The following is a 16,229-nucleotide window of genomic DNA, read 5'->3' as shown; positions in this document are numbered from 1 at the left end:
GAAAATGAAAATAACTATCATTGGAGCTGGAAATGTAGGTTTAAGTATAGCTTATGCTTTAATTTTAAGAGAATTAGTAGATGAGTTAGTATTAATTGATATTAATGAAGATTTGCTTTTAGCAAGAGAGTTGGAGTTAAACCAAAGCATTGGAGCTTTTAATTTTGATATAAAATTAACATGCACAAGCAATTATGAATTCTCCAAAAATTCACAATTAGTAATTTTTAGTGCTGGAATTGCTAGAAAAGAAGGCCAAAGTAGAGATGAATTGTTTGAAATTAATTCCAAAATAATGCTAGATTGTGCTAAAAAAATAAAAGAATTTAACGAAGATCCTTTATTTTTTATTGTTAGTAACCCAGTGGATTTTATGTTAAATGCTTTATATGAAAGCAAGTTGTTTTCGGCTAAGAAAATTATTGCAATGGCAGGAGTATTAGATAATGCAAGATATAAATATGAAATTGCAAAAAAATTAAATTTAAACATATCATGCATAGATAGCAAACTTATAGGTTTTCATAATGATAGCATGGTTTTAATTAAGTCTCAAACCAAGGTTAAAAATAAATTTTTAAATGAAGTTTTAAATCAAGAGGATATTAAGCAAATCGAACAAGAGGTTAAAACGGGTGGAGCTAAAGTGATTAAGCATTTAAAAACTTCGGCTTATTTGGCTCCTGCTAGTGCATGTGTTAGAATGATTGAGGCTTTAAGAACTGGTGAGTTTTTACCTATGTGTATAGTTTTAAATGGAGAATATGGCATAAATAAAAAAGCTTTTGGTGTAATGGCTAAAATTAGTCTTGATGGAATACTTGAAATTTTAGAACTAAAATTAGATGAAGAAGAAAATTTAGCTTTGGAAAAATCTCTTATCCAGTATGCGTATAAATAATTTTTAGGAGTTTTATACTCCTAATGTTACTTTGCGTTATAAAATATCATCACTTTTGCTTTATCTTTTAAATATTATTTTATCAGTATATAAATTCGCTATAATAAAAAGTTTGTTTTAAATAATTTTTTTAATAAAAAATCATTAAATATTGTAATTTTTATGGAAAGGAAATTTTCAATGATTACTCCAAAAGATACTCCAGTTTGGGTAGATGAGAGTAGGTGTAAGGCATGTAATATTTGTGTTAGCTATTGTCCTGCAGGGGTTTTAGCTATGAGAGATGAAGTTAGTGCGGTTTTGGGGCAAATGATAGAAGTGGTGCATCCTGATTCTTGTATAGGTTGTAGTGAATGTGAGGTGCATTGTCCTGATTTTGCTATTTTTGTAGCAAAAAGAGATGAGTTTAAATTTGCTAAACTCACCCCAGAAGCTAAAGAAAGAGCACAAGCTGTAAAAGATAATAAATATAAAAAACTAAATGCTTAGGAAAAATAATGAGAGAAGTTATATCAACAGGTAATGTTTTAGTAGCAAAAGCAGCAATTGATTGTGGCTGTAAATTTTTTGGTGGTTATCCTATAACTCCAAGTTCTGAAATAGCACATGAATTAAGCCATTTATTGCCAAAAAATGATGGAACTTTTATACAAATGGAAGATGAAATTTCAGGAATTAGTGTGGCAATAGGTGCAGCTATGAGTGGGGTTAAAGCTATGACAGCAAGTAGTGGGCCTGGAATTTCTTTAAAGGCTGAACAAATAGGGCTTGCATTTATAGCTGAAATTCCTCTTGTTATAGTAAATGTTATGAGAGGCGGGCCTTCAACGGGACTTCCAACTAGGGTTGCTCAAGGTGATTTGTTTCAAGCAAAAGCTCCTACTCATGGAGATTATGCTAGTATAGCTTTAGCGCCAGCTTCTTTAGAAGAGGCTTATAGTGAGACTATTAGAGCTTTTAATTTAGCTGAAAAATATATGACTCCTGTGTTTTTGCTTTTAGATGAAACTATAGGGCATATGAATGGTAAGGCTTTTTTACCAGAAATTAAAGACTTAAACATTATAAATCGTAAAAAATTTACCGGTGATAAAAAAGATTACAAGCCTTATGCAGCAGGGGAAAATGAAGCTGCAACGCTTAATCCTTTCTTTGAAGGCTATCGTTATCATATCACAGGGCTTCACCATGGAGATATAGGCTTTCCAACAGAAGATGGTGCAATAGTAGATAAAAATATAAAAAGACTTATAGGAAAAATAAAAAACAATGTAGATGATATATGCACTTGGGAAGAATTTATGCTTGATGATGCTGATTTTTTAATTATAGCTTATGGAAGTGTTGCAAGATCTGCAAAAGAAGCGATTTTAAGACTTAGAGAAGAAGGTATAAAAGTAGGGCTTTTTAGGCCTATAACTTTATATCCAGTAGCTGAGAAAAAAATAGCTCAAGTTGTGTCTAAATTTGAAAAGGTTATGGTAAGTGAGCTTAATATGGGGCAATATTTAGAAGAAATTCAAAGAGTTAGCAAAAGAGATGATTTTATCAGTTTGCACCGTGCAAATGGACGCCCTATCACTCCAAGTGAGATTATTGCTAAAGTAAAGGAGAATATATAAATGGCTTTTGATTATGATGAATATTTAAGAGTAGATAAACTTCCAACGCAGTGGTGTTGGGGATGTGGAGATGGCGTTGTTTTAAAAGCTATTATTAGAGCTATACAAAAAATTGGTTGGAATATGGATGATGTTTGTTTAGTTTCTGGTATAGGTTGTAGCGGTAGAATGAGTTCTTATGTAAATTGCAACACAGTTCATACAACTCATGGCAGGGCTATAGCTTATGCAACTGGTATAAAGCTTGCAAATCCAAAAAAACATGTTATAGTAGTAAGCGGTGATGGAGATACTTTAGCAATAGGTGGAAATCACACAATTCACGGATGTAGAAGAAATATAGATTTAACACATATTTTAATAAATAATTTTATTTATGGACTTACCAATTCTCAAACTTCACCAACTACTCCACAAGGTTTTTACACCGTTACTGCTCAAGCGGGTAATATAGATCCTAATTTTGATGCATGCGAGCTAACAAAGGCTGCAGGTGCTTCTTTTGTGGCAAGAACCAATGTTATAGAATCAAACAAGCTTGAAAATATCATTTATAAAGCCTTAGCACATAAAGGATACAGCTTTGTTGATGTATTTTCAAATTGCCATATAAATTTAGGTAGAAAAAACAAAATGGGAGAAGCTGTGAGTATGCTTGAGTGGATTAAATCTCGTTGTGTTGAAAAGGCTAAATTTGAACAATTAGATTATGAGCAAAGAGTGGATAAATTTCCTACAGGAATTTTACACCAAGATGAGAGTAAAGCAGAGTACTGCCAAGCTTATGAAGAGGTTAGAAGGGCTTTGAAAGAAAAAAGAATGGTTGATTTAGGAGCGCTAAAATGAAATACCAATTAAGATTTTGTGGTGAAGGCGGTCAAGGGGTAATTACTGCTGGTGAAATACTAGCAAAAGCTGCTATCAAAGAAGGACGCAATGCTTTTAAGGCATCAACTTATACTTCTCAAGTAAGAGGCGGGCCTACTAAGGTTGATATAATTATTGATGAAAATGAAATTTTCTTTCCTTATGCAGTAGAAGGTGAGGTTAGTTTTATGCTCTCAACTGCTGATAAGGGTTATAAGAGTTTTAAAGATGGTGTTGCAAAAGGTGGTATTATAGTTATAGAGCCAAATTTAGTTCATCCAAGCAAAAGTGATTATGAGGATTGGAAAATTTATGAAATTCCTATTATATCTATAGCCAAAGATGAAGTGGGTAATGTTGCAACCCAATCAGTTGTAGCTTTGGCCATTGCTGCTTATATGAGTAAATGTATAGACATACAAGCTCTTAAGCAAACTATGCTTGATATGGTGCCTGCAAAAACCAAAGATGCAAATGCTAAAGCTTTTGATTTAGGCATAGAATACGCTCAAAAAGCAATTTCTTGAAAATATCAAGAAATTGCAATATAAATTTTATTAAATTATCGTTATAATACTCTCCACTTTTAATTAAAGGTATAAAATGAAAGAGCTAAATGGCTCGCAGATGATTTGCGAAGCATTAAAAGAGGAAAAAGTTAAGGTAGTTTTTGGTTATCCTGGTGGTGCAGCTTTAAATATTTATGATGAAATTTTTAAGCAAAATTATTTTAAACATGTTTTAGTTAGACATGAGCAAGCAGCCTTACATAGTGCTGATGCGTATGCTAGGATGAGTGGGGAAGTAGGCGTTGCTGTAGTTACAAGTGGTCCTGGATTTACTAATGCTATTACAGGTTTAGCTACAGCTTATAGTGATTCTATTCCTTTGGTTTTAATTTCAGCTCAAGTGGCAAATTCATTAATTGGAACAGATGCATTTCAAGAAATCGACGCTATAGGAATTTCAAGACCTTGTGTAAAACATAATTATCTTGTTAAAAATATTCAAGAATTACCTAAAATTTTAAAAGAAGCCTTTTATATTGCTACAACAGGTAGAAAAGGGCCTGTGCACATAGATATACCTAAAGATGTTACAGCAGCATTTGGAAAATGGCACTATCCTAAAGAACTTACCATGAAAACCTATAAACCAGTATATAAAGGAAATATTAAACAAATTAAAAAATTAGTTAGTTTGATAAAAGAAGCTAACAAACCTTTGTTTTATCTTGGTGGAGGTTGTATAGCATCAAATGCAAGTGATGAAATAAGACAACTAATAAAAACAACTCAAATTCCAGCTGTTGAAACTTTAATGGCTTTAGGAACTCTAAGAAGTGATGATGAGCTTAATTTGAAAATGGCTGGTATGCATGGGAGTTATTGTGCAAATATAGCATTAAGCGAATGCGATTTATTGATTGCTGTTGGTGCTAGATTTGATGATAGAATCACTGGAAAAACAAGTGAATTTGCAAAACATGCCAAGATTGTGCATATAGATATTGATCCAAGTTCTATTTCTAAAATTATCGAAGCGCATTTTCCTATAGTTGGAGATATTAAAAATGTTGTATTAGATATACTTGAAGAATTAAAAAAAGAAGTAATTGATACTAAAAAATATCAAGAATGGTTTAAAACTTTACAGCATTATAAGCAATTATATCCTTTGATTTACGAAGATAGTGATGAAGTTTTAAAACCTCAATGGGTTATACAAGAGTGTGCAAAATTAGCTCCTGATGCAAGAATTATTACAGATGTAGGACAACATCAAATGTGGGTAGCACAATTTTACCCATTTAATTATGCAAGACAGCTTGCAACTAGTGGTGGTCAAGGAACTATGGGGTATTCTTTACCTGCTGCACTTGGTGCTAAACTTGCTGTGGGTGAGGAAGTGGTTGTAAATTTTGTAGGTGATGGTTCTTTTTTGATGAATATCCAAGAATTAATGACAGCAAGTGTCTATGGTATTAAGGTGATTAATATCATTTTAAATAATTCTTTTTTAGGCATGGTAAGACAATGGCAAAGTATGTTTTATAAAGAAAGATTTTCAAATACAGATTTAAGTGATCAACCTGATTTTATTAATATCGCAAAGGGTTTTCATTGTGAAGGTTTTAATGTTTTTAGTAAAGAAGAATTTAAAGATGTGTTCTTAAAAGCTTTAAAATCAGATAAAACCTGTGTTATAAATGTGGCTATAGATCGTTACGAAGATGTTTTACCTATGGTTCCTGCAGGTGGAGCAATTTATAATATGATTTTACCTAGTTTTAAAAACAAGGATAAAAAATGAAAAGAAGAGTAATTTCTGTCATTGTATTAAACGAACATGGTGTTTTATCGCGTGTAGTTGGACTTTTTTCAGGTAGGGGTTATAATATAGAATCCCTCACAGTTGCACCACTTGATGATAAAGAATTCTCAAGGATAAACATTGTAACTTTAGGAGATGAAAGAGTTTTTGAGCAAATTATCAAACAGCTTCATAAGCTTATACCAACTTATAAAGTAATTGATTCTAGTGATTTTATTGAAAAAGAAACTGCTTTAGTTAAAATTGCTTTAAATGAAAATTTTGCAGGATTAGATGCTATTTTAAAAGCATATAATGGAAGTATAACTTACAGCGATAATGAAACTATCATAGCGATGGCAACTGATGAATCTTGTAAAATTGATAATTTTTTAAAGACTATGAAAAAATATAATCCAATTAGCGTTGTTAGAAGTGGTTCTATTTTAATGGAGGTAAAATGAAAATTAGTGAAATAGCTGACTTTTTAGGCATAAAATATTGTGGAGAAGATATAAATATTACAGCATTAAATTCTTTAGATAATGCAACTTTTACAGAGCTTAGTTACTGCGATGGTGAAAAAAATTCAAAAAAAATACCAACTAGTGGAGCTGGTGCTATTTTAGTTTCTAAAGAATTTGAGAATTTAGTTTCTAAAGATACTATAAAACTAGTTGTTGAAAATCCTCAGCTATCTTTTGCGCTTTTAAGTAAGCTTTATGCAAAAAAAATATTTTGCGAAAATAAAATTAAGAAAAATAAAATAGCCAAAAGTGCAAAAATCATGCCAAATGTTTATATAGGAGACAATGTAGAAATAGCAGATCATGTAATTATAATGGCAGGAGCTTATATAGGGGATAATGTAAGCATTGGAGAATATAGCATTATTCATCCTAATGTAGTAATTTATAATGATACAAAAATAGGAAAAAAATGCCATTTACTTGCCAATTGTGTTATTGGAAGTGATGGTTTTGGCTATGCGCATACTAAAAATGGAGAGCATTATAAAATTTATCATAATGGTAATGTAATTTTAGAAGATTTTGTTGAAGTAGGAGCATGTTCAACTATAGATAGAGCTGTTTTTGAAAGTACTATTATAAAACAAGGAACTAAAATAGATAATCTTGTCCAAGTAGGGCATAATTGCCAAATAGGTGAAAATTGCCTCATAGTAGCACAAAGTGGTATTTCAGGTTCAAGTATTTTAGGTAAAAATGTTATTATGGGTGGACAAAGTGCTACTAGCGGACATTTAGAAATTGGAGATTTTGCTACAATAGCCGCAAGAGGTGGAGTTACTAAAAATTTAGAAGGTGCTAGGGTGTATGGTGGATTTCCTATAATGCTTCAAAAAGATTGGTTAAAATTCCAAGCAAAAATCATTACAGCTTTTAGGGATAAACATGAGTAAAAAAATACTAAAAACTATAGAATTACATGGTAGCAAAAGTGGAGAAATAAGTCTTTGCAATCTTTCTAATCCTTATGGTATAGGTAGTGGAGATATTTTAAGTATAGGTATTGCTTTAAAAAAAGAAAATGGGGTTGATTGGAAAATACATATTCCGTATGAAAATTTAAAAGATCTTATTTTAGCTCTTCAAGAGATAGAAAAAAATAAAGCCTAGTTTTTAAAAACTAGGCATTTTTAAATCCCGTTTAAAACCTGCACTAATAATCAAAATTAAATTAATTAACACCAAAATATAGACAAAAGTTGGTATAGGAATAAAATCTCCATTGGCATATGAATGAAGTCCTGATAGGTAGAAATTAACTCCAAAATAAGTCATTAAAATACTATAAAAAGCTAACACGCTTGCGCTTGCAAATACATATATATAATATGCTTTAAAAATAAATCTTAAATGCAATACCATAGCATAAATAACAATGGAAATTAAAGCCCAAGTTTCTTTTGGATCCCATCCCCAATATCTTCCCCAGCTTTCATTAGCCCAAACTCCACCTAAAAAATTTCCTATAGTAAGCATTGCAAGCCCTATAATCATAGATATTTCGTTGATACAATGTAGTTTTATAATATTTTGATCTATAACTTCATTATTTTTTCTAAAAATAAAAAGTAGTAAAGTAAATAAACCAACCATGAAACAAAGGGCTAAAAATCCATAACTAGCAGTAATAATTGACACATGTATATTCAACCAGTATGATTTTAAAACAGGGATTAAATTTCCTATTTGAGGATCCATAAAACCAAGATGTGCTACAAATAAAGAAATTCCACTTAACATGCTAGCAGCACAAAGTGCAAAAGGAGAATTTTTAAAAAACACAACCGCGCTGATTATGCATGAAAAAGCAATATAAATCATGCTTTCATATGCATTGCTCCAAGGAGCATGTTCTCCTACATACCATCTAATAATTAAAGCTAAAGCATGAACTATAGCGCAAACAACCAAGGTAAAATAAAAAATTTTATAAACTAATTTAGTTGTCTGAATGTTTTTAATTACAAAATAAAAGCTAATAACCATAAAAACAAAACCAAAACTGATATAAATATAGGTTAGATTGTCAAATATATTATAATGATTAAGTAAAATTTCAAGTTCTATACGCTCTTTTTTGGGTATAACTTGACTACCATAATGAAGCTGAAAATCTTTTATTGTTTGTAAATTTTCATTAGCATTCTGCCAATTGTTTGTTTTTATGGCTTTATGGACTTCTAAAAAATAATTAACCAAAAGTGTTTGAATACGCTCTGTATCTTCCTTTGCAAAAGGTAAAATTTGGGTAGGTGAAAACCACTTTAAACTTTGTTCTGTAACATCAGGAAAAATTGTTAAAGCCCTTCCACTATAAATATAATATGCATGATTTATTCTTTCATCTAAAGCTAATACATCTTTATCAAATTGGGTTCTTAAATTAGGTTTTTTTCTATTAGCTTCTTCTACCAAATTTGTTAGTTTATAAATACCCTCATTAAAAACATCATCAAAGGCTAAATATTTTTCATTTGGATTTACACCTATTAATTCTCTTAGCTGCTTTGTTTTAGTTGGTATCATTTTAATTTGTCTAAATTCTTTTGGATATATCATCATAGCTAAAAAAATTTGATTATAATTAAGATTTAAAAAATCATCTTTTTGTGTTATTTTGTGGATAAATTCCATTGCAAGTGTGTCTAAAGGCTTGATTCTTCCATTAAAATCTTGAACTAAAAGAGTTCCAAAATCCAAAGAATGTTGATAAGAATTTTTTTGAACATGGGCAATTAAATCCAAGATTTGTTCTTTATTATCTTGTGCAAATGATGGATTTTTAAAACTAATCAAGCATAAAATAATAATAGCTATACTTTGTCTTTTTTTTAAAAAATTAGAAAGTTTTGTAAATCTTGAGTTTTTATCAAATAAAATCCATAAAAATCCTATTATAAGCAAAGCATAGCCTATATAGGTAGGAATTTTTCCTGGATCTTTATTAACCGAAAGTATAGTTCCTTGCTCATCTTGATCATAAGAACTTTGAAAAAATCTATAACCACCATAATCAAGCACATTATTCATGAAAATTTCATATGAAAAATTTGCATTTTTATCATAATCAATAATTTTGATTTTAGAAAGATATGATGAAGGACTCATAGAGCCTAAGTAACGCTCTAAAATAAAATCATCAAGATGTAGTGCAAATGGAAGCTTAATTTCTTTTGGCCCCCATTGAATACCGATAGTTTTATTATTGATAGTGTATTTTTCCATATTTTTATTTGAAAAATTTGGGCTTAAAAATATAAGTTTATCTGTGTTTTTATAGTGTAGATTTATCTCTAAAACTGCTGGAGTGATGGAATCTTTTTGGGGAGTATATTTTTTTGAGCTTAGGATTATTTCTTCGTTATTTAATGGTATTTTTTCTTGAAAATGTCTTTGAGTAAGAGTGCTAAAGCTAATGGGAAATTCATAACTAATATTTTGATCATAATCAATTAATTTAATAAATTCTTCCCTTGTTACTATGGTATTGGAATTTTCCCCTTCTCTTATATGCATTCCACCTTCTAATCCAAAGTATCTTGTAATGGCAGCACCAAGTAAAATTACAAGTAAAGCACAATGTAAAATTAAACTTGAATATTTTTTTCTTTGTATAAGTTTTGCATAAAAAATTATACCAAGTAGGTTAAGCCCTAATAATAAATGCAAGATATCAAACCAAGCATTGTTATAAATTAAAGCTTTTGCAGCGCTAACTCCATAATCATTTTCTATAAATGTAGCTATAGCACAAACTAGAGCATACAAAAACATCAACAAAAAACTCATATAAAATGAAAAAAAATATTGCATTATTTCTCCATTTGATTAAATATTATTTTCTTTATAAAAATGTAAAAGTTTTTTAGCAATTATCTCTTCGCTTAAATTTTTAATATCATCTTTATTTAAAAATTCCATAGTAGCTTTTAGTCTTTTAGCACTAATAAAACCTGGATAATTAAAAAGTGTTTGGCTGTTTTTATTTAGTATTACTATAGTTGGAGTTGCTACAATGTTATATAAACTAGAAAGTTCAGCCGTACTTAAATCGCTTGTATGGTTTTTGTTAAATGTATGAATTTTTTTATAACTAATATTGATATAGTAAGAATTATAATCATCTTTGATTAAATTTTGTAGTTTTTTATCATTTAGAATTTCTTCTTTTAATTTATCACAATACACGCAATGATTTGCACTAAAAATAATTAAAATATTTTTTTCTTTACTTTGAATTTGTGTATTATCTTTGAACAAATGTGCAATCTCTTGATAGGATTTTTTATCTATATCATTTGTTTGTTGAGCATACTCTTTTGTAAATTTGGCACCGCTTGATATCAAATTCGTATCAACTTTTTCATCACATGCGCTAATAAATAAAGCAATTAAACTAATAATTATTATTTTGTAAAACATATTTTAAATCCTTATAAAAAATAAAGGAAGAAAACCTTATTCGCTATTATAGCGAATAAGGCTGTAAATTACATTATTGTAGATACGAAAGTATAAAGCATTAAGAATAAAAAGATTAAACCAATAATAAGCATAGCAAAACCAGCTAATTTTGCAAGCCATTTATAAGCTGAAAAATTACTTTTTGTTTCATAAAGTTTTGCCAACTTTCCACTTTCTTTTAAGCGTTTATACCAAACACTTCTTTCTTGTTTAATTTCTTCTTCGCTAATGCTACCTGAGAAAATCACCATATCCATAGGGAAGCGATCTGCTCTAAAGTGTGTATTAAAAAAGTGTATAGCAAAAATAAATCCTGTTGCCAGTAAAGCTTCATCTGAATGTAACAATGTAGCAAGATTTATTGCTTCACCTGGTAAAAATTTACCAAAGAAAGCAGGGAACCATAAAATAAGCCCTGAAATTCCGATGATAAACATACCCCAAAATACAGCTAAATAATCAAATTTTTCCCAATAAGTCCATCTATCAAATTGAGGTCTTGGACCAAACCCAAAGAACCATTTAAAATGATCTTTCATATCTTTAAAATCTTGCCAATTTGGCATTAAAGAATCAGGACCAAAAGTAGCTCTTAAAACATTCATAATGCTTATTTTACCAGTTTTAGGATCTCTAGCTACATCACGACGCTTCCAATTAACTATGATTATTTCTCCAATGTGTGAGAAGAATACTGCAAACATTATTATTGCAGATATATGATGAATTGTAGCAGCATCAATTATATCTCCTCCCATTAAATCTATCATTGGTTTAGCCCAAGGCGCATCATAAAATTTTTGCGGTAAACCAGAGAATGCAAGCCCGAGAAAACTTGTTGCCATAAAAAAGTGTTGAATTCTGTGAAAAGTGCTAAATCTTCTTATTTTTACCTTATCTTCATGTGCTGCTTTTCTTGCTTCTTTCCATTCTTTAGGATACTTAATACGCATAGCAATCAATCTAATACACCAAAGTATAGTATGAGCTCCAAAGAAAACAAATACAGAAATCACCAAAGCAGTCATAAATATATATGCTCCGTGTAAACCTGGATAATTTTGTCCATCACTATGATCAGCATGTGCCATCCAATTGGCAAAATTTTCATTAGAATTTGGGTGGCATGATTTGCAAGTTTCAACACGATTAATTGGTGATAAAGTTGAATTTCTTTCACTTGATTTTAAAATATTATGCTTACCATGGCAATCAGAACAAGTAGCCACACTTGGAGTTTCACCTGGTGTGCTTAAAACCATACCTTTACCATGAAATGTCATATGAAAAGTTTTTGTTTTTTGTTTGTGACATTGTGCACATTTTTGATCTACTAGTTGCTTTTGAGAAAAAATTCCTGAGTGTTTAGGTGTTACATGTATAGAGTGACAAGTTGCACATGAAGGCTTTTCTTTTTTCTTTTCTCCGTTTTGAACTGGTAAAAAATTTTCAACTCCATGAGCACTTTTTGCTAAAGCATTACTTGCTTTTTCATGGCAGGTTGCACATTTTTGATTAATTAAATTTTTGCTAGCTGCAATATCTGCTCTAATTCCTTTACCACTTTGTGCGTGACAATCACGACATGATGGAGTATTGCTAAATTTAAATCTAGAATGTATAGTATCTTTAAATTCGATAATATCTTTAGCTTTTTCCCATTTGATAGTGTCTATTTTTTCTACTTTTCTACCAGAAGTAGCCCATGCTTCTATACCATCTAACATTACAACTGAATTTTTATAACCAAGTTCAATTGCAACTGCTGCAGCTTGAGAAGCTTCAAATCTAAAACGATTTAAACCATAAAATACCAAATTTGCATTTTTATCATTAGGTAATAAATTTTGCCAATTTTCAACATAAGTTGATATAGAATTTGGTATATAACCATTAGCATATCTATCTTGTTCTGAATTTACATCAAAAAAATAAGTATTATTTTGATCAAGTAGTTTTTCAGCTTGTGATAAACTAATGCTTTTTACACCTTCTATCGATCCAATTTCTCCATTTGCCTCAGCAAATACAAATCCTGATGGCAGAAAAAGAGTAAAAAGAATGATAAAAATTTTAGTCATTAATTTTTTCAAAACTTACTCCTTAAGTTATAGGAAGAATTATTGTAATTCTTCCTGTGTTTTATCTACCATTTAGGATACCTTGAGCTTCTTGGGTATAAATTAAAGCTTCTTCGATGATTTTTTTAGAATAAGCAGGTCCATGAACGCCCCAAGATCCATCTTTTTCCAATCTATCTGCTATAGCTTGTGCTTGATTGGTAAGATTTAAAATTCTTGATTTTTTCTCTACAGAAAGATTTGTTTTTTCAGCAAATTTCTTATCTATATCTGCAATAGCTTTTCTAATTTTTTCATATCCTTCTTTAACAGGATTTTGCCACTCCATTACTTTATCATAAATCATCTCTTGGTTTGTAAAATGTAATTTTTCAGGTAAGGTTGATTGAACAGCACTATGGCAACCACTTGCACCTGGACCCATTAAATTAATATCACTAAAACTTGTTCTACCGCAACTCCACATTAAATCAAGGAAGAATTTACCCTCATCATCTCTAGCTATAGTCCATCCACCAACTTTAGGTGATCTTTCTTTGCCTTCTGGTGGGTTGAGTGTTTTTGCTGTTTTATCTACTTTTATATTCCATATATGAGAAGCTCTAACATTATCAAAACCACCTTTATCAGGATTTTGAACAGCCGCAAAATTCTCACAACTCATCATATTTGGCATATGGCAAGCTGTACAGCTATCTTTTGCATGAATTCCGCCTTTTTTGAAAAAGCTTGCTTGTGTTTCATGACAATCTTTACATGTTTTTTTAAGTTTAGTTTTAGTATAGCCACTTTTCCAATCATTAAATGTTACTTCATGTGGATCATGGCAAGTTGAACATCTCATGCCCTTATCATAGTGTGCTGAAGAATACATTTGAGCACCTTCTGTTCCACATGCTGGACAACTTGATTTAAAATATGCATTGAAAGGTTTTCTTGGATTTATTTTTGCATCAGTTTCGTTGTATGAAAATCTTTGATGACATCTTTCACAATTTGATGGCATACCAGCACCTCTTGCACCATAAAGGTGAGCTCCAGCCCCGTGGCATTCTTCACAAGTAATACCTTTTGAAATTGTATGTTTTTGAAGTTCTTTTGGATTACCTAATGCTTTATAAAATTCTTCTTTACTCTTGAAGTCGAATTTAAAAGTATGACAGGTTTCACAATATGCAGTTGCAGGTTGAAAAAGTGCTTTTTCTTTATAACTTGCTGCGTAAGAATTTGTTCCCCAAACTTGAGAACCATTACCGCCAAAATCCTCCATTTTTGTAGGAAAACCAGGGGCAAAAGCTGCTATTTTTTGTGCCATATCAGGAGTTAAAAATTCACTCCAAAGTCTTGAAAATTGATTACCTCCAGCAGTTAATTTACCGGTTAAGTTACTTAAATTTCCATCTTCTACATGGTAAGTTCCACGAACTAGCCATTTATCAATAAAACCATATTTAGTTCTTGGAGTTCCAATCAAGGCATAAACATCATCTGGATAAATTCCATCAGGCAAAATGGTAGCTTGAGAATTATACATAGGTTTTTTTAATCCACTAGCACCGCCAACTTCTTCCATTTCATGCGGAAAACGCACTGTTTTTGCATGGCGTGAACGCTCCCAAGAAGCATATTGGGCAGGATGACACTCACCACATTTTTTAGGACCTACGAATTTGTTTGGAAAATCCAAAAAAGACTCATAAGGCAAGCGATAAGTAATTGAAGCATTTTCTAAACCATGTTCTTTTGCGAATTTTGGGCCATTTTGATTTTCCACCCAATTTTCTGTTCTATCGCTATGTGTAAATTTACCTACTAAACGCCCATCTTTTTCATATTTAAAGATTGGATGGTTTTTATATAGATAATCAAAAAAAGCATCCTCTTGCTCTACATAACCTTCAAGAGTTCTAGGCTGTGAAGATGCAAAAACTTGAGTACTCAAACCAATGCTCAAAGCCAAACAAGCATAAGTAGCAACTTTAGCTAACTTGTGTTTCATAACTTCCCTTTCATATGGTTTGTTAACAGATAAAAACACTCTTATTTTCTATTTGTTAACTTTTAAAGTATAATTGTTACTTTTTTTATATAAAAGTTAACTTAAATTGCTATTATTATTAACTTTTTATTTATAGTTAATAAAAATTATTAATTAACACTTTTAACTAAATTCTACTAATAGTTCCTACAACCTTACCTACGATTAAAAAATCTCCATTTTGATAATGCACATCTGCATAGCTAAGATTAAATGAGTGTAAATAAACTCCTCCTTTGTTGCTTTTAAAAATTTGTTTTATAAATAAACCATCTCTAGTATTTACTGCAAAAACCCCACCATCTTTAAAACCTTTGTTTTTATCTACCAAACACAAGGAATCATCTTTTATTTCAGGCTCCATACTATCGCCTATACAAGGGATAATATCACAATCTTTTGAGCCAAAAAAATCACTTAATTTTTCATCTATAATCACCTCAGAAAAACTAACATTATCATTTAAAGCACCACCTCCCATAGAAGCATTTACATCGTAATATTTTAAAACATTATAGTTTAGATCAAGTGTTGGGGTATTATTTTCAAGGGAAATTTCATAAAAAAATGTATTGATATTGATGTTTCTTTCATTTAAAAAATTTAATATTTGTTTATATGGTATGGAATTTCTAAATTTCATACCATAAAAGGTATCAGGATTGATATTTAGCACTTTAGCTACATCAGAGTCTTTAGCGTTTTTTATACCTTCTTTTTGGAGTATAAATTTAAGTTTATCAGTAATTTCAGTCATTTGCATAAAAGTCCTTTTAAATAAAAAGTATTTTAGCAAATTTACTTTTATTTTGCAATAATTCTTTTAAAATGAAAGAAAATTAGCTTCTAAATTTTATTTTAGAAGCTGAAAGATTATTTATTAATTAAGCTTTTGATGTATTGATCTACCATGTATAAACCATTGCCATTATCGCTTATGAGTTTGATTTTATCTACTATGCCTCTAAAAAGTGCTTCTTCTTCGTGTTGTTCGCTTACATACCATTGTAAGAAATTAAAAGTAGAATAATCCTTACTCGAAAGCATAAAATCTACAAGATTGTTAATAGAAGCAGTGATGCTTTGCTCATGCTCGAAAGTTTTTTCAAACACATCAAGTAATGATTTAAATTCACTATCAGGTTTTTTAACTTCTTTTAATTCTACTTTAGAATCAGTTTCGTTTAAATAAGTGATGAGTTTTCTTGCATGATCACTTTCTTCTCTTGCATGCTCAAACAAAAATGCCCCCGCACCATCAAAACTATGCTCATAGCACCATGAACTCATACTCAAATATAAATTTGCCGCATACATTTCTTTGTTAATTTGCTCATTTAATAAAGCCACTACTTCTTTTGAAAGCATTTTTTCTCCTTTTAAAATAATTTTATAATGATATATTTTTTAGTT

General features: G+C 30.4%; 15 protein-coding genes. 9 read left to right on the top strand and 6 right to left on the bottom strand.

Annotated features, from left to right (window positions below; all coding sequences use genetic code 11):
* Positions 1 to 4 precede the first annotated feature (4 nt).
* The 9 genes from CPEL_RS04455 to CPEL_RS04415 all read left to right on the top strand — a co-directional run bounded on the left by CPEL_RS04455 (position 5) and on the right by CPEL_RS04415 (position 7,343).
* A complete protein-coding gene (locus CPEL_RS04455) occupies positions 5 to 901 on the top strand; it encodes a malate dehydrogenase (protein ID WP_044598794.1) in 897 nt (298 codons plus the stop codon).
* 162 nt (positions 902 to 1,063) lie between these two features.
* Positions 1,064 to 1,390, top strand: a complete 327-nt coding sequence (locus CPEL_RS04450) for a 4Fe-4S binding protein (protein WP_375154884.1) — start codon at positions 1,064 to 1,066, stop codon at positions 1,388 to 1,390.
* A gap of 8 nt (positions 1,391 to 1,398) precedes the next feature.
* Positions 1,399 to 2,523, top strand: coding sequence for a 2-oxoglutarate synthase subunit alpha (locus CPEL_RS04445; protein WP_044598792.1), 1,125 nt, complete (start codon positions 1,399 to 1,401; stop codon positions 2,521 to 2,523).
* A complete protein-coding gene (locus CPEL_RS04440) occupies positions 2,524 to 3,369 on the top strand; it encodes a 2-oxoglutarate ferredoxin oxidoreductase subunit beta (RefSeq protein WP_044598791.1) in 846 nt (281 codons plus the stop codon).
* Entirely contained in the window at positions 3,366 to 3,917 is a 552-nt protein-coding gene (locus CPEL_RS04435; protein WP_044598790.1) for a 2-oxoglutarate:acceptor oxidoreductase, gamma subunit, read from the top strand. The genes CPEL_RS04440 and CPEL_RS04435 overlap by 4 nt, the downstream gene beginning before the upstream one ends.
* 76 nt (positions 3,918 to 3,993) lie before the next feature.
* Positions 3,994 to 5,703, top strand: coding sequence for an acetolactate synthase III, valine-sensitive, catalytic subunit (locus CPEL_RS04430; RefSeq protein ID WP_044598789.1), 1,710 nt, complete (start codon positions 3,994 to 3,996; stop codon positions 5,701 to 5,703).
* On the top strand, positions 5,700 to 6,167 hold the full coding sequence (ilvN, locus tag CPEL_RS04425) for an acetolactate synthase small subunit (protein WP_044598788.1): 468 nt from the start codon (positions 5,700 to 5,702) through the stop codon (positions 6,165 to 6,167). The genes CPEL_RS04430 and ilvN overlap by 4 nt, the downstream gene beginning before the upstream one ends.
* Positions 6,164 to 7,126, top strand: a complete 963-nt coding sequence (gene lpxD, locus CPEL_RS04420; protein WP_044598787.1) for a UDP-3-O-(3-hydroxymyristoyl)glucosamine N-acyltransferase — start codon at positions 6,164 to 6,166, stop codon at positions 7,124 to 7,126. Before ilvN ends, lpxD begins: the two co-directional genes overlap by 4 nt.
* The gene (locus CPEL_RS04415; protein WP_044598786.1) at positions 7,119 to 7,343 is read left to right on the top strand and encodes a hypothetical protein; all 225 of its coding nucleotides are present in this window, start codon (positions 7,119 to 7,121) and stop codon (positions 7,341 to 7,343) included. Before lpxD ends, CPEL_RS04415 begins: the two co-directional genes overlap by 8 nt.
* 3 nt (positions 7,344 to 7,346) lie before the next feature.
* On the opposite strand, the gene CPEL_RS04410 is transcribed toward CPEL_RS04415, so the two are convergent.
* The 6 genes from CPEL_RS04410 to ftnA all read right to left on the bottom strand — a co-directional run bounded on the left by CPEL_RS04410 (position 7,347) and on the right by ftnA (position 16,184).
* Complete coding sequence (locus tag CPEL_RS04410) at positions 7,347 to 10,046, bottom strand: cytochrome c biogenesis protein (RefSeq protein ID WP_044598785.1); 2,700 nt, start codon at positions 10,044 to 10,046, stop codon at positions 7,347 to 7,349.
* Positions 10,047 to 10,061: 15 nt separating this feature from the next.
* Positions 10,062 to 10,655, bottom strand: coding sequence for a SoxW family protein (locus CPEL_RS04405; protein ID WP_044598784.1), 594 nt, complete (start codon positions 10,653 to 10,655; stop codon positions 10,062 to 10,064).
* Positions 10,656 to 10,723: 68 nt separating this feature from the next.
* Positions 10,724 to 12,790 carry a cytochrome c family protein gene (locus CPEL_RS04400; RefSeq protein WP_044598783.1) on the bottom strand — a complete coding sequence of 689 codons (2,067 nt, stop codon included), beginning with the start codon at positions 12,788 to 12,790 and terminating at the stop codon, positions 10,724 to 10,726.
* A gap of 49 nt (positions 12,791 to 12,839) precedes the next feature.
* Positions 12,840 to 14,777 carry a cytochrome c family protein gene (locus CPEL_RS04395; RefSeq protein WP_044598782.1) on the bottom strand — a complete coding sequence of 646 codons (1,938 nt, stop codon included), beginning with the start codon at positions 14,775 to 14,777 and terminating at the stop codon, positions 12,840 to 12,842.
* A 166-nt stretch (positions 14,778 to 14,943) separates the two neighbouring features.
* A complete protein-coding gene (locus tag CPEL_RS04390) occupies positions 14,944 to 15,579 on the bottom strand; it encodes a S24 family peptidase (protein ID WP_044598781.1) in 636 nt (211 codons plus the stop codon).
* 110 nt (positions 15,580 to 15,689) lie between these two features.
* A complete protein-coding gene (gene ftnA / locus CPEL_RS04385; RefSeq protein WP_039618354.1) occupies positions 15,690 to 16,184 on the bottom strand; it encodes a non-heme ferritin in 495 nt (164 codons plus the stop codon).
* Positions 16,185 to 16,229 lie beyond the last annotated feature (45 nt).

The organism is Campylobacter peloridis LMG 23910 (assembly GCF_000816785.1).
In the GTDB taxonomy this organism is placed as follows: domain Bacteria; phylum Campylobacterota; class Campylobacteria; order Campylobacterales; family Campylobacteraceae; genus Campylobacter_D; species Campylobacter_D peloridis.
This window is presented reverse-complemented; position numbering and strand designations above follow the sequence as displayed.

Bases quoted from the DNA above. Each gene is read 5' to 3' on its own strand.
- CPEL_RS04455 (WP_044598794.1), top strand. From the start codon at position 5: ATGAAAATAACTATCATTGGAGCTGGAAATGTAGGTTTAAGTATAGCT.
- CPEL_RS04450 (WP_375154884.1), top strand. From the start codon at position 1,064: ATGGAAAGGAAATTTTCAATGATTACTCCAAAAGATACTCCAGTTTGG.
- CPEL_RS04445 (WP_044598792.1), top strand. From the start codon at position 1,399: ATGAGAGAAGTTATATCAACAGGTAATGTTTTAGTAGCAAAAGCAGCA.
- CPEL_RS04440 (WP_044598791.1), top strand. From the start codon at position 2,524: ATGGCTTTTGATTATGATGAATATTTAAGAGTAGATAAACTTCCAACG.
- CPEL_RS04435 (WP_044598790.1), top strand. From the start codon at position 3,366: ATGAAATACCAATTAAGATTTTGTGGTGAAGGCGGTCAAGGGGTAATT.
- CPEL_RS04430 (WP_044598789.1), top strand. From the start codon at position 3,994: ATGAAAGAGCTAAATGGCTCGCAGATGATTTGCGAAGCATTAAAAGAG.
- ilvN (WP_044598788.1), top strand. From the start codon at position 5,700: ATGAAAAGAAGAGTAATTTCTGTCATTGTATTAAACGAACATGGTGTT.
- lpxD (WP_044598787.1), top strand. From the start codon at position 6,164: ATGAAAATTAGTGAAATAGCTGACTTTTTAGGCATAAAATATTGTGGA.
- CPEL_RS04415 (WP_044598786.1), top strand. From the start codon at position 7,119: ATGAGTAAAAAAATACTAAAAACTATAGAATTACATGGTAGCAAAAGT.
- CPEL_RS04410 (WP_044598785.1), bottom strand. From the start codon at position 10,046: ATGCAATATTTTTTTTCATTTTATATGAGTTTTTTGTTGATGTTTTTG.
- CPEL_RS04405 (WP_044598784.1), bottom strand. From the start codon at position 10,655: ATGTTTTACAAAATAATAATTATTAGTTTAATTGCTTTATTTATTAGC.
- CPEL_RS04395 (WP_044598782.1), bottom strand. From the start codon at position 14,777: ATGAAACACAAGTTAGCTAAAGTTGCTACTTATGCTTGTTTGGCTTTG.
- CPEL_RS04390 (WP_044598781.1), bottom strand. From the start codon at position 15,579: ATGCAAATGACTGAAATTACTGATAAACTTAAATTTATACTCCAAAAA.
- ftnA (WP_039618354.1), bottom strand. From the start codon at position 16,184: ATGCTTTCAAAAGAAGTAGTGGCTTTATTAAATGAGCAAATTAACAAA.